Annotated in this window: 22 protein-coding genes, 1 tRNA gene and 2 pseudogenes; 12 read left to right on the plus strand and 13 right to left on the minus strand. The window is 70.3% G+C overall.

From position 1 onward, the window contains the following. The first annotated feature begins 245 nt into the window (after positions 1-245). On the plus strand, positions 246-596 hold the full coding sequence (locus tag ACIPRD_RS29820; RefSeq protein ID WP_356410083.1) for a MerR family transcriptional regulator: 351 nt from the start codon (positions 246-248) through the stop codon (positions 594-596). Positions 597-850: 254 nt separating this feature from the next. Here the strand turns inward: ACIPRD_RS29820 and ACIPRD_RS29825 are convergent, their stop codons facing one another. From ACIPRD_RS29825 to ACIPRD_RS29835, 3 genes are all read right to left on the minus strand, one after another. Further along, positions 851-2,506: a DEAD/DEAH box helicase gene (locus ACIPRD_RS29825; protein WP_401567535.1), complete on the minus strand. Its 1,656-nt coding sequence runs from the start codon at positions 2,504-2,506 to the stop codon at positions 851-853. 292 nt (positions 2,507-2,798) lie between these two features. Further along, on the minus strand, positions 2,799-3,002 hold the full coding sequence (locus ACIPRD_RS29830) for a cold-shock protein (protein ID WP_356410077.1): 204 nt from the start codon (positions 3,000-3,002) through the stop codon (positions 2,799-2,801). A gap of 292 nt (positions 3,003-3,294) precedes the next feature. After that, on the minus strand, positions 3,295-4,083 hold the full coding sequence (locus ACIPRD_RS29835; protein ID WP_356410074.1) for a DUF4239 domain-containing protein: 789 nt from the start codon (positions 4,081-4,083) through the stop codon (positions 3,295-3,297). A 365-nt stretch (positions 4,084-4,448) separates the two neighbouring features. Between ACIPRD_RS29835 and ACIPRD_RS29840 the strand changes: the two genes are divergently transcribed. After that, positions 4,449-5,126 (plus strand): GAP family protein, encoded by a 678-nt coding sequence (locus tag ACIPRD_RS29840; RefSeq protein ID WP_356410071.1) that lies wholly within the window; start codon positions 4,449-4,451, stop codon positions 5,124-5,126. A gap of 33 nt (positions 5,127-5,159) precedes the next feature. On the opposite strand, the gene ACIPRD_RS29845 is transcribed toward ACIPRD_RS29840, so the two are convergent. Genes ACIPRD_RS29845 through ACIPRD_RS29855 form a run of 3 tightly spaced genes read right to left on the minus strand, consistent with a single transcriptional unit; the run spans position 5,160 to position 8,010 of the window. Continuing rightward, complete coding sequence (locus ACIPRD_RS29845; RefSeq protein WP_401567539.1) at positions 5,160-6,383, minus strand: cytochrome P450; 1,224 nt, start codon at positions 6,381-6,383, stop codon at positions 5,160-5,162. Further along, positions 6,380-7,786 carry an FAD/NAD(P)-binding oxidoreductase gene (locus tag ACIPRD_RS29850; RefSeq protein ID WP_356410065.1) on the minus strand — a complete coding sequence of 469 codons (1,407 nt, stop codon included), beginning with the start codon at positions 7,784-7,786 and terminating at the stop codon, positions 6,380-6,382. Before ACIPRD_RS29850 ends, ACIPRD_RS29845 begins: the two co-directional genes overlap by 4 nt. After that, positions 7,783-8,010 carry a ferredoxin gene (locus tag ACIPRD_RS29855; protein ID WP_356410062.1) on the minus strand — a complete coding sequence of 76 codons (228 nt, stop codon included), beginning with the start codon at positions 8,008-8,010 and terminating at the stop codon, positions 7,783-7,785. Before ACIPRD_RS29855 ends, ACIPRD_RS29850 begins: the two co-directional genes overlap by 4 nt. Positions 8,011-8,558: 548 nt before the next feature. Here ACIPRD_RS29855 and ACIPRD_RS29860 point away from each other — a divergent pair. Then, positions 8,559-9,353, plus strand: a complete 795-nt coding sequence (locus ACIPRD_RS29860) for an SDR family oxidoreductase (protein WP_401567800.1) — start codon at positions 8,559-8,561, stop codon at positions 9,351-9,353. A gap of 68 nt (positions 9,354-9,421) precedes the next feature. On the opposite strand, the gene ACIPRD_RS29865 is transcribed toward ACIPRD_RS29860, so the two are convergent. Both ACIPRD_RS29865 and ACIPRD_RS29870 read right to left on the minus strand, forming a co-directional pair. Next, positions 9,422-11,260, minus strand: a complete 1,839-nt coding sequence (locus tag ACIPRD_RS29865) for a glycoside hydrolase family 15 protein (RefSeq protein WP_401567541.1) — start codon at positions 11,258-11,260, stop codon at positions 9,422-9,424. A gap of 79 nt (positions 11,261-11,339) precedes the next feature. Continuing rightward, a pseudogene (locus ACIPRD_RS29870) lies at positions 11,340-11,609 on the minus strand (hypothetical protein); the annotation flags it as partial. 369 nt (positions 11,610-11,978) lie between these two features. Between ACIPRD_RS29870 and ACIPRD_RS29875 the strand changes: the two are divergent. From ACIPRD_RS29875 to ACIPRD_RS29895, 5 genes and pseudogenes are all read left to right on the plus strand, one after another. Then, complete coding sequence (locus ACIPRD_RS29875; protein ID WP_401567543.1) at positions 11,979-12,173, plus strand: hypothetical protein; 195 nt, start codon at positions 11,979-11,981, stop codon at positions 12,171-12,173. 155 nt (positions 12,174-12,328) lie between these two features. Next, positions 12,329-12,643: a hypothetical protein gene (locus ACIPRD_RS29880; protein WP_401567546.1), complete on the plus strand. Its 315-nt coding sequence runs from the start codon at positions 12,329-12,331 to the stop codon at positions 12,641-12,643. A 51-nt stretch (positions 12,644-12,694) separates the two neighbouring features. Beyond that, positions 12,695-13,066, plus strand: a pseudogene (locus tag ACIPRD_RS29885) (tyrosine-type recombinase/integrase); the annotation flags it as partial. A gap of 29 nt (positions 13,067-13,095) precedes the next feature. Next, positions 13,096-13,374, plus strand: coding sequence for a hypothetical protein (locus tag ACIPRD_RS29890; RefSeq protein ID WP_401567549.1), 279 nt, complete (start codon positions 13,096-13,098; stop codon positions 13,372-13,374). Continuing rightward, positions 13,371-13,769, plus strand: a complete 399-nt coding sequence (locus tag ACIPRD_RS29895) for a type II toxin-antitoxin system VapC family toxin (protein WP_401567551.1) — start codon at positions 13,371-13,373, stop codon at positions 13,767-13,769. The genes ACIPRD_RS29890 and ACIPRD_RS29895 overlap by 4 nt, the downstream gene beginning before the upstream one ends. 453 nt (positions 13,770-14,222) lie before the next feature. On the opposite strand, the gene ACIPRD_RS29900 is transcribed toward ACIPRD_RS29895, so the two are convergent. Continuing rightward, positions 14,223-14,296: transfer RNA gene (locus ACIPRD_RS29900), tRNA-Gly, on the minus strand. A gap of 275 nt (positions 14,297-14,571) precedes the next feature. Here ACIPRD_RS29900 and ACIPRD_RS29905 point away from each other — a divergent pair. From ACIPRD_RS29905 to ACIPRD_RS29915, 3 genes are all read left to right on the plus strand, one after another. Next, entirely contained in the window at positions 14,572-14,733 is a 162-nt protein-coding gene (locus ACIPRD_RS29905) for a hypothetical protein (protein ID WP_356410041.1), read from the plus strand. Between the two features lie 100 nt (positions 14,734-14,833). Next, positions 14,834-15,409 carry a dCTP deaminase gene (gene dcd / locus ACIPRD_RS29910; RefSeq protein ID WP_356410038.1) on the plus strand — a complete coding sequence of 192 codons (576 nt, stop codon included), beginning with the start codon at positions 14,834-14,836 and terminating at the stop codon, positions 15,407-15,409. A gap of 10 nt (positions 15,410-15,419) precedes the next feature. Beyond that, on the plus strand, positions 15,420-15,929 hold the full coding sequence (locus ACIPRD_RS29915) for a phosphoribosyltransferase (protein ID WP_356410035.1): 510 nt from the start codon (positions 15,420-15,422) through the stop codon (positions 15,927-15,929). Between the two features lie 345 nt (positions 15,930-16,274). Here ACIPRD_RS29915 and ACIPRD_RS29920 read toward each other — a convergent pair whose 3' ends face one another. From ACIPRD_RS29920 to ACIPRD_RS29930, 3 genes are all read right to left on the minus strand, one after another. Then, on the minus strand, positions 16,275-17,708 hold the full coding sequence (locus tag ACIPRD_RS29920; protein ID WP_401567555.1) for a recombinase family protein: 1,434 nt from the start codon (positions 17,706-17,708) through the stop codon (positions 16,275-16,277). Between the two features lie 230 nt (positions 17,709-17,938). Then, positions 17,939-18,907: a Yip1 family protein gene (locus tag ACIPRD_RS29925; RefSeq protein ID WP_356410029.1), complete on the minus strand. Its 969-nt coding sequence runs from the start codon at positions 18,905-18,907 to the stop codon at positions 17,939-17,941. A gap of 197 nt (positions 18,908-19,104) precedes the next feature. Further along, positions 19,105-20,589 carry an FG-GAP and VCBS repeat-containing protein gene (locus ACIPRD_RS29930; protein ID WP_401567558.1) on the minus strand — a complete coding sequence of 495 codons (1,485 nt, stop codon included), beginning with the start codon at positions 20,587-20,589 and terminating at the stop codon, positions 19,105-19,107. A 314-nt stretch (positions 20,590-20,903) separates the two neighbouring features. Between ACIPRD_RS29930 and ACIPRD_RS29935 the strand changes: the two genes are divergently transcribed. Continuing rightward, on the plus strand, positions 20,904-21,239 hold the full coding sequence (locus ACIPRD_RS29935) for an antibiotic biosynthesis monooxygenase (RefSeq protein WP_356410024.1): 336 nt from the start codon (positions 20,904-20,906) through the stop codon (positions 21,237-21,239). A 64-nt stretch (positions 21,240-21,303) separates the two neighbouring features. Here ACIPRD_RS29935 and ACIPRD_RS29940 read toward each other — a convergent pair whose 3' ends face one another. Beyond that, on the minus strand, positions 21,304-23,586 hold the full coding sequence (locus tag ACIPRD_RS29940; protein ID WP_356410021.1) for a (Fe-S)-binding protein: 2,283 nt from the start codon (positions 23,584-23,586) through the stop codon (positions 21,304-21,306). Positions 23,587-23,703 lie beyond the last annotated feature (117 nt).

The raw sequence follows: 23,703 nt of genomic DNA on the forward strand, positions 1-23,703 counted from the left end.
GGGGGACCCTGTGGGAGAGTAGGACGCCGCCGAACAAATTTTAGGGAAAACCCCCGCATCGTTGATGCGGGGGTTTTCTGCGTTACGGACCATTCAGAGCCCGGGCATTCGGGGGACTCTGTGGGCACAGTGTGCACATCTGCCACCGTCGCGACAGAGTTCCCAAGTGGGGCGACTAAAGTTTTCCGCAGGGGAAGACCTCCCCGTTGCGGGCCGTCTCGCGGGCGGGCCGCGGGAAGGAGCACATGCCCGAGGAAGACCGGCCGGACGCAGCCGACCGGCTCGACGACGACCACTTCCCGGCGTACACCATGGGCCGCGCCGCGGAGCTGATCGGTGCCACGCCCGGTTTCCTCCGGTCGCTCGGCGAAGCCAGGCTCATCACCCCGGTACGGTCCGGGGGCGGTCACCGTCGCTACTCGCGCCATCAGCTGCGGCTCGCGGCCCGCGCGCGCGAACTGGTCGACCAGGGCACGCCCGTCGAGGCGGCCTGCCGCATCATCAGCCTCGAGGACCGACTCGAGGAAGCCCTGCGTGCCAACGAGGAGCTGCGCCGGGCCGGCCGTGCGGGCGGAGGAACCGGTACCGGCGTGTAGCGGAGCCGGCGGCCCGTAGAACGCCCTCCCCGTGTTTCCCGTCCCTCCGCGGATGCGCGTACGCGGCCGCTCCACGGGTACTCAGGCAGGCGGAACGTCCGGTTGGGACCGCAGCTCGGCGGACCCGCACTCGTGGAGATGCTCCGCGCGTCCCCGCGGGTGCGTCATCGGGGAAAACCCCTGACATACGGACGAGGGGTGCCCGGACGTGGATCACGTCCGGACACCCCTCGGGTCCGCTGGCCGCCTGTCGGCTACTGGTCGGCCTTGCCGCCCGGCCGCCTGCCGGGCCTCTGGCCCTGCTTCTGACCCGACCGCTGACCCGGCCGCTGGCTCGGCTTCTGGCCCTGCCTCTGGTCCGTGCCCTGAGCCTGCTGACCCGTGCGCCGGTCCGTGCTCGTGCCCGTGCCCGAGCCCGCGGAGGGACGACGGCCACGGGCCGGACGGCCCCTGCCGCCGCGGCCGGAGCCGGCGGCGCGCTTGGGGCGCTCGGGGGCCGGAGCGGGGAGGGCCACGGTGACGGGAACGCCGGAGGGGGCCTGGGCGCCCGTGATGCGGTTCAGCTCGGCCTCACCGGGGCGGACCTTGGTGCTGACCGGGGTGATGCCCGCGTCGTCCATGAGGCGGTTCATGTCGCGGCGCTGGTGCGGCAGCACCAGCGTGACCACGGTGCCGGACTCGCCGGCGCGGGCGGTGCGGCCGCCGCGGTGCAGGTAGTCCTTGTGGTCGCTGGGCGGGTCGACGTTGACGACCAGGTCGAGGTCGTCGACGTGGATGCCGCGGGCCGCGACGTTGGTGGCGACCAGGGCGGTGACGTCGCCGTCCTTGAACTGCGCGAGCGTACGGTTGCGCTGCGACTGGGACTTGCCGCCGTGCAGGCCCGAGGCGCGGACGCCGACGGACAGCAGCTTCTTCACGAGCCGGTCCACCGCGTGCTTGGTGTCCAGGAACATGATCACGCGGCCGTCGCGGGCGGCGATCTCCGTCGTGGTGGCGTGCTTGTCGTCGTCGTCCACGTGGAACAGGTGGTGTTCCATCGTGGTGACGGCGCCGGCCGACGGGTCGACCGAGTGGACCACCGGGTCGTGCAGGTAGCGGCGGACCAGGAGGTCGATGTTGCGGTCCAGGGTCGCCGAGAACAGCAGGCGCTGGCCGTCGGGACGCACCTGGTCGATCAGGGCGGTCACCTGCGGCATGAAGCCCATGTCGGCCATCTGGTCGGCCTCGTCGAGGACCGTGATGGCGACGCGGCTCAGGTCGCAGTCGCCGCGGTCGACGAGGTCGCGGAGCCGGCCGGGCGTCGCGACGACGACCTCGGCACCGCCGCGCAGCGCGCTCGCCTGACGGCCGATCGACATGCCGCCCACCACCGTGGCGAGGCGCAGTCGCAGCGCGCGGGCGTAGGGGGTGAGGGCCTCGGTGACCTGCTGGGCCAGTTCCCGGGTGGGCACGAGGACCAGGGCCAGCGGCTGCCGGGGCTCGGCCCGCTGTCCGTCGGTGCGGGCGAGCACGGCCAGGCCGAAGGCGAGGGTCTTGCCCGAACCGGTGCGGCCGCGGCCCAGGACGTCACGTCCCGCCAGGGAGTTCGGCAGCGTCGCGCCCTGGATGGGGAACGGCACGGTCACGCCCTCGGCGGCCAGCGCCGTCAGCAGCCGCTCCGGCAGCGGCAGTTCCGCGAACGTCTCGACGGCCGGCAGCGCGGGGGAGATGGTGACGGGCAGGGCGAAGTCCTGACGCGGGGCGGCGCCACGGCTCTTGGGGGCGCCTCGGCCGCCCTTGGCCGCGCGGGAGGGGGCGCCGCGGCGCCCCGCCTCCGGGGAGCGGAGGCGCGCACGCGCGCCGGAGCCGCCGGAGCGTCCGCCTGTCCGGGACCGGGACGAGCCGTCGGTCGTACGAGAAGTGCGGTCCATGCGGTCCATGGGGGAACCTTCCTCGATGCGGCACATATCGAGGAATTCCCCGGGCCATGAAAAAGCCCTGTCGGGATTCGCAAGAATGGAGCCGTGGCAAAAACAAAAAGGGCCGGGTCCGGAAGGCCGCGGAGTTGACGCGCGGACTGATTCGGTGCGGCGGCGTCGCCGCAATCCGTTCCGGAGGAGCGGGCCGGGGTCCTGCGCGGTGGCGACCGGCGGACCGGGGGAAAACACAACGGACCGGGGCCCGCACCCTAGAGTGCGGGCCCCGGCCGGGTGCGAAGCAATGTCAGGCGGGAACGATGTTCTCGGCCTGGGGGCCCTTCTGGCCCTGCGTGACGTCGAAGGTGACCTTCTGGCCTTCCTGAAGCTCACGGAAGCCGGTCGTGGCGATGTTCGAGTAGTGGGCGAACACGTCAGCGCCGCCGCCGTCCTGCTCGATGAAGCCGAAGCCCTTTTCCGAGTTGAACCACTTCACGGTGCCAGACGCCATATTGAATCTCCTTAGGGGCAGTGCCCGGGCTCCACACCTTGTGGGCCCGGAGTCGCCGCGATGATCACCCCTCCGGAGATGCCCGAACGAGTACGCGAAGTCTCTGGTTTGACCAAAACTGCAACTCTTATCAAGGTAGCACAGGCTGCCGCGCGTGGCCTCGGGTTTTCCCGAATTCCCGGTGGTGCGGACAGTTAACCTGGTAAGACCCCGTCCATATTTCTGCGTTGGCTGTGGTAGGTATCCGCACACCCGGGCGTGCGGCGCGCCGGGGACGCCGTCGTGGACCGGTTCACCGCCAGTACTGGGCGAGGGCGCCTTCGCGGTACGGGGCCGGGCTGATGCTGAGGTCGCCGGCGAAGGGACGGTCCAGGACGAAGACCAGGAGCAGGCTGAAGCCGACCAGGCCGGCGACCGAGGCGACGAACAGGAGCTGCACCCGGAGCCTGCGCATGCCGTAGAGGAACGTGAGCGGGACGAGGACGGCGGCGCCGCCGAAGGCCAGTGCCTTGAGGAGTACGGGGAGCTCTTGGCGCGCCATGGTGATGCGGGCCCGGCGCTGGGAGGCGACGTCGTCGAGGTGGGCGACCGCCTGCTCGTAGAAGACCTGCTCCCGCTCGTCCTTCGGGCCGTACGTCTGGAGCGCCTGGAAGGCGGCCTGGAGGTGGGTCTCGGTGGTCCCGTAGCTGGGGTGTCCCGCGCGCATCCGGGGCCACTGGTCCTCGATGACGGCGTGGACGTAGCCGCCGACGGCCGAGTCGAGACGGGCCCGCACCGGCGCCGGGAACGCGACGGCGTCACGGGTGATGAGCGCCGCGTCGGTGGCCTCGGTGGCGACGATGGTCTGGGTGTCCTCCATCTGCGTCCACAGGGTGACGATCACGAAGGCGAGGATGATGCCGTAGATCGCGCCGAACATCCCCAGCGTCACCCCGACCATGTCGTTGTGCTCCCCGCGGGCCAGCGACGGGTACCTGCGGCGCATCAGCACACTGCCGGTGACGGCCAGGAGGACGGTCCCGCCGACGGTGACGACCGCCAGCGTGAAGGTGCTGAACGTGTTGAGCAGCCAGAGCGACATGGGCGCGGAGTCTAGGCCGGGGCGCGCGCCCCGGAATCACCGTTGCGGGCACCGGCCCCGCTGCGCCGCAGCGAGGTTCACACCACCGAGTGACAGGCCGTTCCCGCCGCGCGTACGGAGGTGACGGACCGAGCGGCCGGCTCGCCTCCCCCGGCCCGCGGCCGCCCCGGTCCGACGGCGGCCGCGGGCCGGTCACCCGTTCGCCGGTGGGCGATGGCCGGTGCCTGCGCGGGCCGCCACGATGGGGCGAGGGCCGCGCCCGTGCCGGGGCCGGGCAGGGCCGGGTCCGCCGGTTCCGGCCCGCGTCGTGGGCGGCACCGGCCGCAGGACGCCCGGGATCATCCGTCCGACCGCCGGAGGCCGCAGTGGGACACGCTGTCGGTGAAGTGCTGGGCCTGGCCGCGGGCGTCGCGGTCAGCCCCCTGCCGATCGTGGCGATCATCCTCGTCCTGGCCACCCCGCGGGGGCGTCTGGGCGGAGTGCTGTTCGCCGCCGGCTGGGTGCTGGGCCTCGCGGCGCTCGGCGCGATCATGCTGGCCGTGGGCGGAACGGGCGGGGCCTCGGCGCACAAGCACCCGGCGACCTGGGTCGGCGCCCTCAAGATCGCGCTGGGCGTGCTCCTCGCTCTCTTCGGCGCCGTCCAGTGGCGGCGCCGCCCCAAGGACCCGTCCCAGGCGCAGCTCCCGAAGTGGATGGCGGCGATCGACCGCTTCACCCCCGTGAAGATCCTCGGCCTGGGGCTGCTGCTGTCGGCGGCCAACCTCAAGAACGCGCCGCTGACCATCGCCGCGGGCGCCTCGATCAGCTCCTCCGGGATTCCCGTACCGCAGCAGATCGGCACCCTCGCGGTCTTCGTCGTCATCGCGTCCGCGGGCGTGCTCGCCCCGCTCGCCGTCTACCTGGTGATGGGCGAGCGCGCGAAGGGCGTCCTCGCGAACTGGCGGGAGTGGGCCGCGCGGCACAACGTCGCCGTCATGGCCGTCCTGTTCTTCGTGCTCGGCCTCAAGCTCCTCGGCGACGGCATCGGAGTCGTCGCCTCCTGAACGGCCCCCCCCGCCGCGGACCGGATCAGGCGGCTACCCGCCCTGTTCGACGAGCAGGTGGACCGGGCCGCGCAGTACGGGGCTGCGCCGGTACGGCGGCGGGTCGTCGACCAGCCGGGGCCGCTCCAGGCGCCGTACCAGCTCGACCAGTGCGATCTGGGCCTCGCGCCGGGCCAGCGGGCCGCCGAAGCACAGGTGGATGCCGCTGCCGAAGCCGAGGTGCTGGTTGTCCCGCCGGTCGGGGTCGAACCGGTCCGGCTCGGCGAAGCGGTCCGGATCGCGGCTGCCCGAGGCCAGCATCAGCATGATCTGCGAGCCCTTGGGGATGACGGCGTCGCCGACGGCGATGTCGCTGTACGCGGCCCGCCACGGAATGATGTGCACGGGCGGCTCGTAGCGCAGCAGCTCCTCGACCAGCGGTACGACCAGATCCGGTTCGTCGCGCAGCCGCTGGAGCACCTCCGGGTGGCGCAGCAGCGTCAGCATGCCGTTGGTGATGAGGTTGACGGTCGTCTCGTGGCCGGCGATCAGCAGCAGGTTCGCGGTGCTGATGATCTCCTCGTCGGTCATCCGCCCGTCCGGCCCGTCGTCGTTGGCCAGCCGGGACAGCAGGTCGTCGCCCGGCCGGTCGTGCCGCTGCTCCAGCAGGCCGCCGAGGTACTGGCGCAGTTCCTGGCGGGCCCGGATGCCGTCCTCGACCTTCTCCTTCGGGTCGGTCCTCGGGTCGTAGTCGATCGCGTTGATGATGTCGTTCACCCAGAGGCTGAAGCGCGGTTCGTCCTCGCGCGGCACACCGAGCAGGCGGCAGATCACCGTGACGGGGAACGGGTAGGCGAGGTCGTCGACGATGTCGATCCGCTCGCTGCCCTCGAAGCCGTCGATCAGCGTGCCGACGGTCTCGGCCAGGGCCGGTTCCAGGCCGGTGACCAGGTCCGGGGTGTGCGGGGGGCCGAAGTGGCGCATCGCCATCCGCCGCAGGCGGTCGTGCTCGGGCGGGTCCATGTTGATGAACGCCGGGGTCGTCGTCCCCTCGGCCGAGGGCATCGGGTGCGCCAGATTGCGGACGTCGGAGCTCAGGTGCGGGTTGTGCAGGATGTCGGCGAGCTCGCGGTAGGTGCTGACGACCCAGCTGCCGTCCTCCTGCCGGGCGACCGGTGTCCGGCGCAGCTCGGCGTAGAGCGGGTAGGGGTCGGCGCGGGAGGAGTAGTCGAGGATCCGGCGCAGGGTGTCGGTCGTCGTCGTCTCGGACGTGGTCATCTCGTTCCCCCCTGACGGTGGTACCGGGCGGCCGTGACCCGCCGTTCTCCGGGGTCGTGGCCGGTGACGACCACCGTGGCGCCCTGGGCGAGCAGGGTGGGGCCGGGGAAGTCGACGGGCACGGGCTTCATGTCGACGGGCTCGTCGGGCGTGGGGCAGGGCGGCGGGAAGGGCGCGGCGGTCTCGATGAGACGCCGGTAGTGGTCCAGCCACTTGGCGTTGTTGAAGCTCACCGCCGCGGTGACCCGGCCCTGGTAGCCGTACGCGGCGACGAAGCGGTGGTCGGCCACCGAGCCCTGGGTGACGACCACCTCGTCGGCGAAGGTCGGCACGCCGACGGACTTGATGTTGACGCCGAACTGGATCGACCAGAACAGCGGGATGGACAGATGGGGCCAGCGGTCCGCCTGGCCGTTGACCATGTTGTGGGCGGCGACCTCGGCCTGTTCCACCGCGTTGGCCCAGTGCTCCAGCGAGATGAGCCGGTACTCGTAGATGGGATTGGGGCAGCGGGCCACGTCCCCGGCGACGAAGACGTCGTCGGTGATCAGGCCGTTGAGGTCCATGGCGCGGCAGCCCGTGTCGCAGGCGATGCCCCAGACGCCGGCCGCCAGGCCCGAGCCGTGCAGCCACTCGGTGTTGCGGATGCCGCCGAGCGCGACCACGGCCACGTCGACGTCGAGGGTGGTGCCGTCGTCGAAGTGCGCCCGGCGCAGCCGCCCCTGCTCGTCGCCCTCCAGCCGGGTGACCTTCACACCGCAGCGCAGGTCGACGCCGTGGGCGCGCTGCATCTCCGAGGCCACCTCGCCGATCATCGCGCCGAGTGCCCCGACCAGCGGGGCCGGCGCGAGTTCGGCGACGGTCACCGGGATGCCGCGCTCGCGGCAGACGGAGGCGATCTCGGAGCCGGTGAATCCGGCGCCGATGACCAGCACGCGGGACGGCCCGTCGGCGAGGGCCCGCTGGAGGCCCTCGGCGTGCTCGCGGGTGCGTACGACGAACACCCCGTCCAGCGCCGCCTCGCTCTCCACGAACCAGGGCCGGGCCCGTACGCCGGTGGAGATCAGCACCCGGTCGAAGGGGATCTCGCGTCCGTCGGCGAGATGGACGTGGTCGGTGGCCAGGTCCAGCCCGCTGGCGGGCACTCCGAGCAGCCACTCCGCGTCGATCTCCCGGCGCCGCGGCAGCGTGGTGCCGTCGGCGGGCACCCAGCCCGTCAGGACCTGCTTGGACAAGGGGGGACGGTCGTAGGGTTCGGCCGCCTCGTCGCCGATCATCGTCAGCGATCCGGTGAATCCCTCGGCGCGCAGGGCCTCCGCGGCCCGCAGTCCGGCCAGCGACGCCCCGACGATCACGATGCGGCCGTCGCGCCGGAACGCGCGCATGCTGTCGGCGCTGTTCATGACCTCGACGCCTCCACCCGCAGGTCCGGCACGTCGAGCCGGTCCACCAGGATCGCCTGCACCGGGCAGGCCGCCGCGGCGCGCAGCACCCGGTCGCGCTGGTCGTCGTCGGGGCTCGGGTCGTACATCAGCGCTTCCTCGCCGTGCATCCGGAACACGTCCGGTGCCAGGAAGGCGCACTGCGCGTAGCCTTCACACCGGGAAAGATCAACGACGACTCGCATCCCGACCTCCACAGGGGGCTGCAGGCTGCGGACCGGAAAGCCGGCGCCCGACTCGGGTGTGCGAGGGGCGGAACCCGCCGGGGAAGAGGGGGCGGACGCCGCACGCGCTTCGCCGGGCGCCGCGCGCTTCGTCGACCACCGGGCGGCGCGCCGGGCTTGTCGGGTCTCCGCAGGGAGAAGAGGGTTTCGCGCTGACGCGCGACCGGCGGCCCGGAGGCCGCCTAGAGATCCTGACATCCCACCCGATCAGCGTAGGGCGCGCGCCGAGCCGCCGCACCCCGGGAAGCCGCCGCTGGTCTTGAGGCTCTCGTCTCAGGCCCCTTGCCCCCGGCCCCTCGCTTCCAAAGGCGCCGCGGGCCACGACCGGGCGAAGATCCTGCGCCGGGCAGCGCAACGCGGTCCGCCGCGGGATGCCGCCCTCCGGGCCCGGTGCTTGCCTGATGCCCGGACCTCCGGGCGACGGGCCCTCGGGAGGCGGGCGCGCAGTGGAGGAGCGGGACATCGTGGGTTCCACCGAGGGAGCAGCCCGGGGCGTGATCCCGGCCCATCTGCTGCGGGGACAGAAGGCGCTGGTGACCGGCGCGAACTCCGGCATCGGCCGGGCGACGGCCATCGCCCTGGGCCGGGCGGGCGCCGACGTCGTCGTCAACTACGTGGCGGACGCGGACGCGGCCGGCGAGGTGGTCGAGGAGATCACCGCCCTCGGGGTCCGGGCGGCGGCCTACGAGGCGGACGTCTCCGACGAGCGGCAGGTCGTCGCCATGATGGACCGGATGGTCGGGGAGTTCGGCACGATCGACATCCTGGTCGCCAACGCGGGCCTCCAGCGCGACGCGGCGTTCACCGAGATGTCGCTGGCCCAGTGGCAGAAGGTCCTGGACGTCAACCTCACCGGACAGTTCCTGTGCGCCCGCGAGGCGACGAAGGAGTTCCTGCGCCGCGGTGTGGTCCCGGAGGTCTCCCGCGCGGCCGGGAAGATCATCTGCATGAGCTCGGTGCACCAGGTCATCCCCTGGGCCGGGCACGTCAACTACGCCTCCTCCAAGGGCGGGGTGCAGATGATGATGGAGACGCTCGCGCAGGAGCTCGCCCCGAAGAAGATCCGGGTGAACGCGATCGCCCCCGGCGCCATCAGGACCCCCATCAACCGCGGCGCCTGGGAGACACCCGAGGCCCGGGAGGACCTGCTCAGGCTGATCCCCTACGGCCGTATCGGCGACCCCGAGGACATCGGCCACGCGGCCGTCGGCCTCGCCTCCGACCTCATGGACTACGTCGTGGGCTCCACCCTGTACGTCGACGGCGGGATGACGCTGTTCCCGGGGTTCGCGACCGGCGGCTGAACGGCCCTGCCCCGGGCCGCCCCGATCCGCCCCGACCCGGGCCGGCACCGGTGGCAGTGGCCGGACAACTAGCGCTTGTCGAGAGCGTCGTTCAGCGTGATCGCCGAGTCGATGAGCGCGAGATGGGTGAACGCCTGTGGGAAGTTGCCCAGTTGGCGGCCCGTCGGGTCGATCTCCTCGGAGTACAGGCCCAGATGGTTGGCGTACCCCATCATCTTCTCGAAGACCAGCCGCGCCCGGTTCGTGCGGCCGGCGCGCGCCAGGGCGTCGACGTACATGAACGTGCACAGGGAGAACGTGCCCTCCGAGCCGCGCAGTCCGTCGGGCGAGGCGCCGGGGTCGTACCGGTAGACCAGGCTGTCGCTGACCAGTTCGTCCTCCATGGCGTCCAGCGTCGACGCCCACATGGGATCGCCGGGGGTGATGAAGCCGACCGTGGCCATGCGCAGCAGCGAGGAGTCCAGGACCTCGCTGCCGTAGTGCTGCACGAAGGCCTGCCGCTGCTCGCTCCAGCCCCTGGCCATGACCTGCTCGTACACGGCGTCCCGCTCGGCGTGCCAGCGCGCGGCGGCGGACGGCCAGCCGTTGGCCTCGGCGAGGCGCAGCGCGCGGTCGAACGCCACCCAGGACATCACCCGCCCGTACGTGAAGTCCTGGCGGCCGCCGCGGGTCTCCCAGATGCCCTCCTCCGCCCGGTCCCAGTTGTCGGCCAGCCACTCCAGGTCGGTCCGCAGCGAGGTCCAGCCGCCGTGCCCGACCTCGAAGCCGTGCCGGTGCGCGAAGTAGATGCTGTCCAGTGCCTCGCCGTAGATGTCCAGCTGGAGCTGGGTGGCGGCGCCGTTGCCGATGCGGACCGGGGCGGAGCCCGCGTAGCCCTCCCAGTGGCCGAGGATCTGCTCGCTCAGGTCGGAGGAGCCGTCGACCGTGTACATGATGTCGAGCGGACCCGTGGACCTGTCCGCGCGCACCCCCTCCTTGACCCGGTCGCCCAGCCAGATGATGAAGGCCCTGGCCTCCTCCGTGAACCCCAGCCCGAGCAGGGCGTACACGGAGAAGGAGGCGTCCCGGATCCAGGTGAACCGGTAGTCCCAGTTGCGCTCGCCGCCCAGCTGCTCGGGAAGCGCCGCCGTCGGGGCGGCCACCACGGCGCCGCTGGGGGCGAAGGTCATGAGCTTCAGCGTGATCGCGGACCGTTCCACGACCTCCCGCCAGCGGCCGGTGTAGCGGGACTGGGCCAGCCAGGAGCGCCAGAACCCCGCGGTCTCGTCGAAGAGCCGCTCGTGTTCGGCGCGCCGGATCTCCCGGGGCGGTTCGGTGGCGCCCGTCTCCAGGACCAGCCCGCGCTGCTGGCCCGCCGTGAGGGTCAGCGTGACCTGCAGGTCCGCGTCGCGGTCCATGAGCACGTCCGCGAGCCGGTCGTCGTCCGGCTCCCGCACGGGATGGACGGTGAGTTCCGTGCCGTCGTCCGCGGCGAACACCGCTCCGTGCGGGGTGATGTGCAACTGGTGCTTCACGCGGCCGTAGTCGAACCGCGGGGCGATCTCCACGTCGAAGGTCATGGTGCCGCGCACACAGCGGACCAGACGCACCAGCCGGTGCCGGTCGGTGGCGGTCGTCCCGGTCACGGGCATGAAGTCGATGACCTCGCCGGCGCCCGCCTCGGTCATGAACCGGGTGATGAGGATCGCGGTGTCGGGCAGGTACAGCTGCTTGGTCGAATGGGTGGGGTGCGCCGGCCGGACCGTGCAGTGGCCGCCCTTGTCCTTGTCGAGCAGCGCGCCGAACACGCTCGGCGAGTCGAACCGCGGTGAGCAGAACCAGTCGATCACTCCCTCGGTGGTCACCAGCGCGGCGGTCTGGAGATCACCGATCAGCCCGTGGTCCTCGATCAGCGGGTAATCGTCCATCGGGGTGCCCCTTCCGGTGTGCGGTCACCCGAGCGCACCCCCTCGATCAGCGTAGGCCGGAGTCCGCCCGCGCGCCCGGCTACCGCACGGCGACGCGGTCCCCGGCCGACGACTTCGCCCCGGAGGTGGAGTTCCCGTAGTACGTCCACCGCCACGTCCCCGGCCCGGTGGCCTTCACCGTTGCCCTGAGCGCCCCCGTGCTGCTCGACGTGACCTCCTTGACCGTCGTGTACGAGGAGGCGCCCGTCGACTCGAACTGCAGGCTCACCGTCCGGCCCGCGTAGCCCTGGTAGGTGTGGGTGTCCCAGTTCGCCCGCGTGACCCGACCGGTCACGGTGATCGTCCTTCCCGCCGCACCGGCCGGAGACGCATCTCCAGTGATCAACGGTGAGGCAGACGCGGGCTGTTCGCGGTTGTACGCGCCGCGGCAACGGTTCGATCACCCCGGCCCCGCTCCCCGCACCGGCCCAGGGCGAGATGCAGACGGCGAAGCTCGGCAAGCCCGGCCTGCTGCACCGCACGATCCGGCACGGCTTCGGCGCGACCGGCGGGGTCTCGTCCCTGGCAGGGCGCCACATCCAATGGTTGCGTACATGGCTCAAGTTCAGCTCAGAAAGGGGATCATCTGCTTGATGCGCGCATGACCGATCCATAGTGTCCTGGTTGCCGCCCGTGACCAGGGCGGACAACTGAACAGGGGGAACACATGGACTTCGGCATGCGTCGAACCGCTCTCGCGTCCGGCACCGCGCTCCTGCTCTGCCTGGGAACCACAGGCACTGCCGTCGCGGACGAAGAGCTGCCTTCGCCCGCGGCGGGCGACCTGGAGCAGGCCGTGACCACAGATGACGTTGCGGCACAGGACGGGGGCGACATCAACGACCGTCCTGGCTGGTGGGAGACCTCCTCATGAGGCCGGCCTCCACGTGGCTCCTCGGCACCGCACTGGTTCCCGTTCTCTGCCTGGCGGCGTGTACCTCCGACAAGGACCCTGCGCCGGATCGCTCCGCGGCACCGTCTCATCGGTCCAGCGCGCGACCATCAGCGGAGAAGCAGCTCACTGAACAGGTGAAGTCGGCCCTCGACTCCGTCACCAAGCAGGACGGGTCGATGGTCGAGTCGGGGGTGGAACGCGTTTCCGACGGCATTCACACGCAGCCCGACCTCATAGCCGGACACGCCTACAAGTTGACGGTGGTCTGCGCCGGGAAGGGCGCAGCGGAGATCACTATCACTCCTCGGAAGACCGCGGCGAGGAAGGTCGTGTCGTGTGACCGATCGGTCGTGTCCGAGCGCTTCACGGCGGGCAGGCACGTGCACATCGACACGCAAGGCAGGCCCGAGGCGAGCGGGATGGTCGCCTGGCGACTGAACTCCGTATGACGCACCGTCCTGGGGCCCGGTCTCCTGTCAGAGGCCGAGCCCCTCTCGCGTGAGCTGCGACGCCACCTCCAGTGGTTCGCCGAGAAGGAACGGGACGGCTTCCTCTTCGTCGGCGAGAAGGGTGCTCCCTTCCGCCGCTCGACCTTCGGCCGCACGTGGCGCAAGGCGAGGACGAAGGTCGGCATGCCAGAGAACTTCCGCTTCTACGACCTCCGCCACACCGGCAACACCCTGGCCGCCGACACCGGCGCCAAGCTGAAGGACCTCATGGTCCGCGCCGGCCAGTCGTCGGAACGGGCCCAGCTGATCTACCAGGACTCGACGGCGAAGCATCAGCGGAGGCCGGCGCAGGGGATCGATGCCGGGGTGCGGCAGCAACTGCGGGGGTCCGGTACGGGGCGGCAACAGGCACGCGAGGCGTAGTCGTCCACCGCAATCACATACTCGGAGTCATGGTTGACGACGTGGGCTTTGTGCCCGGTGACGGTCCCACCAGCGGCATCTCCGTCACGCTGACTGCCGGCACCCTGCAAGCGATCCGTGAGCGGGTCGGCAGGCGGGGTGTCTCGGCGTACCTGGAGAAGGCGGCTCAGCGGCAGATCGAGCGGGTCAACCTGGACGAGCTGATCGCCGACTTCGACAAGGCGCTCGGCCCGGCCGACCCGGAGGCGGTGGCGGCCAAGCGCGCGTGCCTGACCGGCGGCGACTCGGGTGCCGGGGCGGCCGCGTGAGCGGTGTCCTGGTCCTGGACAGCGAGAGCCTGGCGAAGGCGGTGCGGCGGGACCGTGAGGTCCACGAGTGGCTGACGGCCGCCCGCGGCGCCGACCTGCCAGTCATCACCTCCGCGGCCGTCCTTGTCGAGGTGATCCACCCGAAGATCGACGAAGCCGCGCTGAAGTGGACGCTGTCCCGGCTCCGCGTCGAGCCGGTCACACAAGGCGTGGCCCAGGCTGCCGTCACCCTGCTGCGGGCAGCGGGGCTGCACGGCCACAAGTACGCCATCGACGCCATGATGTGCGCGACCGCGCTCCAGCATCCTGGCCAGGTGACGATCCTGACGTCCGATGCCGAGGACATCGGTCTGCTCACCGCCGGGCATCCACGCGTGCTGGCCGAGAAGGTCTGAGCAACAGAGCCCGTCACCGACCGGTGTGGTCGGCCATGCGCGTCGCGCGCTGTGCGCGTCTCGTCCAGCACTACGGCTGCCGGCGCGGTGTCGTGATCGAACGCCCCGACTCCGTCGTCCGGTGAGCGGGGCGGGCACGCGGCAGGCTTCCGGCCGTGACCGGCCCTCGGCGCGATCAAGAGCGTCTCGGACGCCCTGGCCCAGCTGTCCACTCAGGAATGCGAACTGGTGTTTCGCGTATGCGACTTCATCACCCCGACTCTCAGGAGTGGTGCCGGTCACAGAGAATGTGTCTCGTTGTCCGAGATGATCGGCTGACGTGCCGCCAGAAAAGACCTGGGTGGCGTCTCTGGTGGGCGCGCCCGCGCAACTTAGGGCACGCGGAGGGCATGAAGCCCCCAAAATGGTCTAGACAACAAACAAACCCCAGGCCGCTGACCTGGGGTTTCAATCTGGAGCGGGTGACGAGAATCGAACTCGCGCTCTCAGCTTGGGAAGCTGATGTTCTACCATTAAACTACACCCGCGTGATCTGGGGCCCCGTGAAGCGGAGGGCTCCGAACGCTCGCTCACTGTACCTCATCGCAGACCCCCGGTGCTCGGACCGCGGGGTCCGGTCGTGTCGTGGGGGAGGGATCCCCGTGCGGGGGTGGTGAGTTGGGGGCGTACGGTGAGTCCGGCGCGGGGTTCTCGGACCCCGGAGCGCCGTCTGGAGAGTCCTCTCTTTGATCCCGTAATGTGGCTTTTGTCGTCAGGGCAATGAGCCCGACGCGGCTCTTGGGGAAGGGACTTGAAGGACTTGATGGAACGCACCGTCGTCCGCTGCGCGGACGGGCACGTCTTCAGCACCGCTTCGTTCCCGATGCAGCAGGCCGAGCGGCTCGGCCCCGGCCGGCTTCTGAGGTGTCCCCGGTGTGCGCGGCTCCGCAGTGTGGTGCCGGTCACCCTGGAGAAGCAGCGGTAGTACCCGTACCGCACCGAAGCAGGCGCATCGCACCGATCATCCGGGCGCGCGGAGTCGTCACGATTGTCATGACTCCGCGCGCCTTGCGTATCCTCGGGGAGTGCTTCTCTCAGACAAGGACATCCGGGCCGAGATCGATGCCGGGCGGGTACGGATCGATCCCTACGACGCGTCCATGGTGCAGCCGTCGAGCATCGACGTACGGCTCGACCGCTACTTCCGGGTGTTCGAGAACCACCGGTACCCGCACATCGACCCCGCGGTCGAGCAGGTGGACCTCACCCGGCTCGTGGAGCCCGAGGGCGACGAGCCGTTCATCCTGCACCCCGGGGAGTTCGTGCTCGCCTCGACGTACGAGGTCATCACGCTTCCCGACGATCTCGCCTCCCGCCTGGAGGGCAAGAGCTCGCTCGGCAGGCTCGGGCTCGTCACCCACTCCACCGCCGGGTTCATCGACCCGGGGTTCAGCGGTCACGTGACCCTGGAGCTGTCCAACCTCGCCACCCTGCCGATCAAGCTGTGGCCCGGCATGAAGATCGGCCAGCTGTGCATGTTCCGGCTGAGCTCGCCCGCCGAGCACCCGTACGGCAGCGAGCGCTACGGCTCCCGCTACCAGGGCCAGCGCGGTCCGACCGCCTCGCGGTCCTTCCAGAACTTCCATCGGACCCAGGTGTGAGGGCGGCGGCATGAGTGACGTGCGGGAGAACCTGACCTACGAGCGCTTCGGCACCGCCGTCCGCGAGCTGGCGCAGACCATCGCCGACGACGGCTACGAGCCCGACATCGTGCTGAGCATCGCCCGCGGCGGTGTCTTCGTCGCCGGCGGCCTCGCCTACGCGCTCGACTGCAAGAACATCCACCTGGTGAACGTCGAGTTCTACACCGGTGTGGGGACGACCCTCGAGATGCCCGTCATGCTCGCGCCGGTCCCCAACGCCATCGACTTCTCCGACAAGAAGGTGCTGATCACCGACGACGTCGCCGACACCGGGAAGACGCTGAAGCTCGTCCACGACTTCTGCCTCGACCACGTCGCCGAGGTGCGGTCCGCCGTGATCTACGAGAAGTCCCACTCGCTCGTGAAGTGCGAGTACGTGTGGAAGCGCACCGACGACTGGATCAACTTCCCGTGGAGTGTCTTGCCTCCGGTACATAAGTCTGGCGATGCGGCCAAGGCGAACAAAGAGGCACTCTAAGGGACTTGATGGTCGGCGCCGTACCCGGCGTGAGACCGGGTTGTCGGTGCCGACCGATACGCTTCTGCCGTCCACTTCCGGTCCATCCCGAGCTTCGGACTATCGAGCCGAAGATCCCGCCAGTCCGGGGGGTTGGTTTCACCGGATCGGAAGAGGGCATGGCGGATCTGCGAAAGCCCGATGATCAAGAAGGGCGGGAGCTCAGCCCGCGTGACCTGCGGCTTCGTTCGGTGACCGAAGGTCATGAGCGGTGACGAGTGGCTGCGGATGCATCTTCGCCGTGCTCCTGAGCGTGATGAAGAGTGGGTATGCCGTGCCCTCGTGTTGCAGGGGCGGGCCTGATCGTCACCGCCAGACGGGTTCGATCAGACTCGGGTCGAACTTCCGGCGTCCTCGTCCGGCCGGGTGAATGATCACGGCTGAGAGGCTGTGCAGCACGATCTCTTGCTGGCGTTCGACCGGCAGCGCAAAGAACTCTTCGACGGTCAGGCTCGCCGCATCGCCTTTGGCCTCGGCCTGCTTCTGCTCTTTGTAGAAGCGGGCCCGCTCCAGTTTGAGTTCGTCGCGCAGCCGTTCTTTGGCCGGCAAAAGCTGCAAGAGGGTGGCCACCGTGATCTGTTTCGAGCGTTCGGCATCCACGAGCTGGGCGATGTCTTGGGAGACCTGCCGCAACTCGTTCTCGCGCAGCCATTGCTGGTCGGCCGGTACGGCGGTCACTGCTGCTCGCGCTCGCTGCTCTTCGAGTACTAGTTGGACCATGAGCCTGTCGACGGGCTCTCCAACCCGTCCCACCTTGCCGCATCCGCCGTTCACCACGGAGCACTGGTACGTGTATCTCGCGGCCTTCGAACCTGGCTGCCAGCGGTTGTTGATCTGTCCTCGGATCTTCGCCTTGCACAGTCCGCACCGGGCAATGCCTGAGAGCAGGTACTTACGGGCCAGGGACCTGCCGGGATGCTTCTGTTTCCGCTCGGTGACAGCCGCGCAGACGGCTTCCCACTCCTCCAGGGTGTTGATCCGCTCCCAGTTCCCCTTGACGGGTTCGCCGTCTTCGCCGGCCAGGATTTCACCGTGGTACGTCCGGTAGCCGACCAGTCTGGGGTTGGTCAGGATCTGCTCGACGTGGTGGTGGGCCATGCGCTTGGTGCCTGCGCGTGGGTTGCCCAAGCCCTGTTGCTGCCACCGGGTCCGGATGGTTCCGATGCGGACGCCGGCGAGGACTTCGCGCTGTGCCTCGCGGATGGCTTCGGCGGCCCCCGGGTCGACCCTGGTGCGGTCGTCTTTGCTCCAGCCGTACGGCGCCGGCCCACCGCTGTCCTTGCCCTGCTGAGCCAACTCCAGGTGTTTGCGCTTGATCCGGCGTGACGCGTCGTGCGACGACTTGTTGGCGAACGCGACCATGATGCGGGCCATGGTGCGGCCGTCCGGTGATCCAAGGTTGATGTCGTTCGTGACGGTGGCGAACTCCAGGCGGAGACGCTCGTCGAAGATCTCGATCAGGCGCTCAAGGTCCTGCGGCTGTCGGGCGAGGCGGTCCAGGTCGTAGGCCACGATGCCGTCGATGAGGCCGGCGCGGAGGTCTCTCAGCATCAGCTCGAACTCGTCGCGCACGACGTTGCGCTTGAACGCCGACACGTCGTTGTCCTCGTAGGTCTTCACGACCTGCCACGACCGGAGGTCCGCGAGGCGTTCGCAGTCCTGCTGCTGCCTGGCGACTCCCAGCGACTCGCCCTCGTCGTCCCGCGAAATCCGGGTGTAGACCCCTACCTTGCGCGCCATGGTCGGCCCTCCCCCTGCCTCCTGAGCAGGGCCAGACTATTACCGTCATCAAGTCAAATCAGCTGAATTGTCAAGCCCCCCGTGGTCAAGCGCAGCGGGCAGGTCCTGGACGCCTGAGGGCGCCTGAGGACGGCTGACGGAGAAGGCCCCCGGCGGATTTCCGCCGGGGGCCTTCGCGCGTCCGAGGAGCGCCGTCCGACGGACGTCCGCCGGACGTCCGCAGGCTTCCGCTAGAACGTGCCCAGCTTGACGATCGACAGCAGCGCGACCAGCTGGATCGCCGAGGCGCCCAGTGCCTTCGGCCACGGCAGGTCGTGCGAGCGGGACACCATCATGGTGAGCAGGGCGCCCGCCCCGATCCAGGTGAGCCAGCCGAGCACCTGCACGAAGCCGGCGTCGCCGCCGAAGAACATCGCGACGACGAGGCGGGGCGCGTCCGTGAGGGACGCGATCAGCATGGAGAGGCCGACCGTGGGCTGCCAGGCGCCGTCGCCGCCGAGCTGGCGGGCCATGGTGTGGGTGACCACGCCGAGGATGAAGAAGCTCAGCACGATCGTGACGGCGGTGACCAGGACGATCGGGATCGCGTTGGTGAGCGTCGCACCGATCACGTCCTCGCGGGCCCCGTCGAACCCGAAGACGGCGAGAAGGCCGTAGAGGAAGGTGACGATCAGGGCCGGGGCCCACATCGTGTAGTCCCGCATGCGCAGGAAGGTCCGGTCGGGGGAGAGGACGACCCCCTTCAGCAGTTCCTTCCAGTGCAGCGGCGGACCGCTCGGGCCGTCGGGTGCCGCCGCGCCCGCGTGGTAGGTCTCGCCCTGGGTGTAGCCGGCCGCCTCGTCCACGGAGAAGGCCTGGGTGTGGCCCGCGTTGTCGGCCGCGTAGGGGTCATGGGAGCCGCCGGGGCCCTGCCCCGGGTGGCCGCCGTCGCCGAAGTACTCCGGGCCGTCGTTCCCGGGGCCCGGGTAGCCGTTCGGCTGTCCCTGACGCGGGTACGACTGCTGCGGGTACGTCGGCTGCTGCCGCGGGTACGACGGCTGCGGCGCCGACGGGTAGCCGTACGCCGGGCCGCCGGGCCGCGCCGGCCCCTGCCCGCGCCCCGGTCCCTGTCCGCGTCCGTACGACGGTCCCTGCGGAGCCTGCTGTCCCTGGGGGGCCCGGTCGTCCCGGCCCCCGCCTCCGATCCTGAATCCAGCCACCCATCGAACGTACCTGCTCCCGGCCGGTGACGTGCCGGACCCGGGCGTCCGGGCCCGGCATTGCTGCCGACCTGTGACATCCCCTAAGGGACCGTCATGGGACGCGCGGGGGCCGTGGGCGGTGCGGGAGGCGGGTCCGGCCGTGCGGCCGCCGGGTCCTCGGGGGCGAGGGCCCGGCGGTGTGCGCGGGACGGCGGTCAGTCCGCGAAGACGGCGCTGTACTGGGGTGCGCCGGTCGTGGAGACGCCCACGGCGCCCGCGCCGATGGAGCGCGCGCCGGACGTGGTGATCTTCGAGCCGTTGGACGGCAGGTAGGTCACCGCGCCGTCGCCGCCGTTCTCGTACGAGCCCACCAGCAGGTCGGCCCTGCCGTCGCCGGTGACGTCGTCCAGCTTGACGTCGGCGCCGAACAGGTCGGACTTCTCGTCGCTGCCCGGGACGCCCGCGGTGCTCTGGGCGAAGCCCTGGGTGCCGGAGGCCGTGTCGACGCCGGAGGCGGAGCCGTACAGGACGGTGACCTGGCCGGTGTCGGCGGCGCTGCCGATGTCCTCCATCGGGCTGCTGACGACGAGGTCCTGGTAGCCGTCGCCGTTGATGTCGCCGAGGTCCAGATCCCAGCCGAAGTCGTCGCCCTTCTCGGAGGTGCCGGGGACGTTGCCGGAGTTCTGGGTGATGGCGCTGGTGGAGGCGGGGCCGCTCGCGGAGCCGTAGGTGATGTTCACGCGGCCGCCGGTGGAGGAGTCCGGTACCGGGGTGCCGTCGGAGGCCTTGCCCGGGTCCCAGCCGGCGCCGCTGACGATGTCGCCGTAGCCGTCGCCGTTGATGTCGCCGATGGCGGTGATGATGCCGGTCTTGAGGGCCTTGGCCGAGGAGGCGTTCAGGCCGCTCGCGGTGCCCGGCAGCCAGTAGTTGGTGTTCCAGCCGTACTTGGTCCTGGTCTCGTAGCCGTCGACGACGAGGTCGGTGCGGCCGTCGCCGTTGACGTCACCGGCGGTCAGGTTCAGCGGGCCGTACGGGTTGTCGTCGGTGCCCGACATGATGGGCGGCTTGACGGTGGTGCGGCTCGCCGCGGTGCCGGAGGCGCTGAAGCCGCCCTTGTAGAGGTAGAGGGTGGCGGAGGAGCTGCCGACGACGAGGTCGGTGCGGCCGTCGCCGTCGAAGTCGCCCGCGGCCAGGTTCATGCCCCAGAAGTCGTGGGAGCCGGCGGCCGGGTCCGCCACCGCGGCGCCCTTGCCGGTGAGGCCCTTCGCGGAACCCCAGAGCAGGGCGACGGCCCCGCCGTCGGTGTCGGTGCCGACCTTCTCGGACGGGGAGCCGACGGCGAGGTCGTCGTAGCCGTCGTGGTTGAAGTCGCCGTAGGCCAGGTCCGTGCCGAAGTCGTCGCCGGTCTCGGCGGTGCCGGGGACGCCGGGAGTGTCCTGGCTGATCGTGGTGCGCTTGGCGGAGGTGACTCCGGTGGAGCTTCCGTACAGGACGACGACCTGGCCCGCGCCCTTGCGGCCGTTGACGTAGGCCGTGGCCGCCGAGGTGGCGAGGTCGCCGATGCCGTCGCCGTTGAAGTCGGCCTTCGCGACCCGGGTGGAGTCGGCGGCCGTGGCGGGCGTGGCGAGGAAGGTGAGCAGACCACCCGTGAGAGCGGCCGCGGTGGCGGTGGCGAGGGCGATCCGGCTGTGCGTGTGCATGCGGTCTCCTGCGGCATGCGGGGATGCCTGGCGGGGCGGGCACCCACGGACGATGAGCGCGGGCCACTCGTGCGCGCCGTGGGTCGTCCCACGGGGGTCACGCGGTGGCCGGCGTTCAGGAGACGGTCGCGGAGGCGTGAGGGTTGTACGTGAGCCGAGTGAATTTCCCTGACGGCAGGGGCAGTTGGGGCGATCGGTGCATCTCGTGCGGCCGGGGTTCCCGGGGCGGCCGCAACGGCCGGTCGCGGCCGGTCCCCGCGTGCCGGGCGGGTGGCGCCGGTGGCGGACGGGGGCGGGCGGTGCAGGATGGGGGCATGAGCGTAGTCAAGATCAATGTGCTGACCGTTCCCGCCGAGCAGCGGGAGGTGCTGGAGAAGCGGTTCGCGGCGCGGGCCCACACGGTGGAGAGCTCGGACGGCTTCGAGTGGTTCGAGCTGCTGCGGCCGGTCGAGGGCACCGACCAGTACCTCGTCTACACCCGCTGGCGGGACGACGCGGCCTTCCAGGCGTGGATGGAGGGGCCGATGAAGGCGGCCCACCAGGGCACCGGCGGTGGCGGTGAGGGCGGCGAGAAGCAGCGGCCCGCCGCGGCCGGCTCGACGCTGTGGTCCTTCGAGGTGGTGCAGACGGCGGCGCCGAAGGAGGCGTAGCCGGACACGACGGCGCCCCCCGACCGGTCACTGGTCGGGGGGCGCCGTCGTGTGCTGCGGGCGGTTACTTCACCGGTTCGGGCTCGGGCTCCGTGGCGGGTTCCTCGTCGTCCGACGGGTCGACCGGGGTCCTGACGGAGTCCAGCAGCAGCTGGGCGACGTCGACGACCTGGATGGACTCCTTGGCCTTGCCCTCGTTCTTCTTGCCGTTGACCGAGTCGGTCAGCATGACGAGGCAGAAGGGGCAGGCGGTGGAGACGATGTCGGGGTTGAGGGAGAGGGCCTCGTCGACGCGCTCGTTGTTGACGCGCTTGCCGATCCGCTCCTCCATCCACATCCGGGCGCCGCCGGCGCCGCAGCAGAAGCCGCGCTCCTTGTGGCGGTGCATCTCCTCGTTCCGCAGACCCGGGACCTTGCCGATGATCTCGCGCGGGGGCGTGTAGATCTTGTTGTGGCGGCCCAGGTAGCAGGGGTCGTGGTAGGTGATGATGCCCTCGACCGGGGTGACGGGGATCAGCTTGCCCTCGTCGACCAGGTGCTGGAGCAGCTGGGTGTGGTGGATGACCTCGTAGTCGCCGCCGAGCTGCGGGTACTCGTTGCCGAGCGTGTTGAGGCAGTGCGGGCAGGTGGCGACGATCTTCTTGGCCGACTTGGGCTTCGCCGACTCGGGGACCACCTTGCCGTCGTCGTCCATCTCCTCGCCGAAGGCGGCGTTGAGGGACATGACGTTCTCCATGCCGAGCTCCTGGAACAGGGGCTCGTTGCCGAGGCGGCGGGCGGAGTCACCGGTGCACTTCTCGTCGCCGCCCATGATCGCGAACTTGACGCCCGCGATGTGCAGCAGCTCGGCGAAGGCCTTGGTGGTCTTCTTGGCGCGGTCCTCCAGGGCGCCGGCGCAGCCGACCCAGTAGAGGTACTCGACCTCGGAGAGGTCCTCGATGTCCTTGCCGACGACCGGGACCTCGAAGTCGACCTCCTTGGTCCACTCCAGGCGCTGCTTCTTCGCCAGGCCCCAGGGGTTGCCCTTCTTCTCCAGGTTCTTGAGCATCGTGCCCGCCTCGGACGGGAACGCGGACTCGATCATCACCTGGTAGCGGCGCATGTCGACGATGTGGTCGACGTGCTCGATGTCGACCGGGCACTGCTCGACGCAGGCGCCGCAGGTGGTGCAGGACCACAGGACGTCGGGGTCGATGACGCCATTCTCTTCGAGGGTGCCGATCAGCGGGCGCTCGGCCTCGGCGAGGGCCGCGGCGGGAACGTCCTTGAGCTGCTCCTCGGACGCCTTCTCCTCGCCCTCCATGGTCTTGCCGCCGCCGGCGAGCAGGTAGGGCGCCTTGGCGTGCGCGTGGTCGCGCAGCGACATGATGAGGAGCTTGGGGGAGAGGGGCTTGCCGGTGTTCCAGGCGGGGCACTGCGACTGGCAGCGGCCGCACTCGGTGCAGGTGGAGAAGTCGAGCAGGCCCTTCCAGGAGAACTGCTCGACCTGGGAGACGCCGAAGACGTCGTCGTCGCCCGGGTCGGTGAAGTCGATCGGCTTGCCGCCCGACGTCATCGGCTGCAGGGCGCCCAGCGCGGTCCCGCCGGTGGCCTCGCGCTTGAACCAGATGTTCGGGAACGCCAGGAAGCGGTGCCAGGCCACACCCATGTTGGTGTTGAGCGAGACCACGATCATCCAGACGAAGGACGTCCCGATCTTGATCGTGGCGACCAGGTAGACCAGGTTCTGCAGCGTCGGGACGCTCAGCGCCTTGAAGCCGAGGACCAGCGGGTACGAGGCGAAGTACGCGGCCTCGTAGTGGTCCACGTGGTGCAGGGCGCCTTCCAGGCCGCGCAGGGCGTAGATCGCCAGGCCGATGGTCAGGATGACGTACTCGACGAAGTACGCCTGGCCGGACTTGGAGCCGGCGAAGCGGGACTTGCGGCCCGGACGGGACGGCAGGCTCAGCAGCCGGATGACCATGAGCGTCAGGATGCCCAGGGTCGTCATCACACCGATGAACTCGATGTACAGCTCGAACGGCAGGAAGTCGCCGATGAACGGCAGGGTCCAGTCCGCCTGGAAGAGCTGCCCGAAGGCCTGGGCGAGGGTCGGCGGCAGCGTCAGGAAGCCGACGGCCACGAACCAGTGGGCGACGCCCACGATGCCCCATCGGTTCATACGGGTGTGGCCGAGGAACTCACGTACCAGCGTCACGCTGCGCTGGTACGGGTTGTCGGTCCGGGTGCCGGCGGGTACGGGCTGGCCCAGTTTGAAGTACCGGACGAACTGTCCGACGGCACGGGCTAGCAGCGCGACGCCGACCACGGTCAGGACCAGCGACACGATGATCGCGGCGAGTTGCATGGGGGCTCCTGAGGCGGCCTTTTGGATGACGAGCTTGGCTGACTTGGGCTGAGCGAAATTACTAAGCGGTAACTTATGCAGTCCGTCTGAGACTACCCCCATCCTCCGCCGCGATGC

Origin of the sequence: Streptomyces sp. NPDC090108 (genome assembly GCF_044747185.1) — a bacterium.
Lineage (GTDB): Bacteria > Actinomycetota > Actinomycetes > Streptomycetales > Streptomycetaceae > Streptomyces.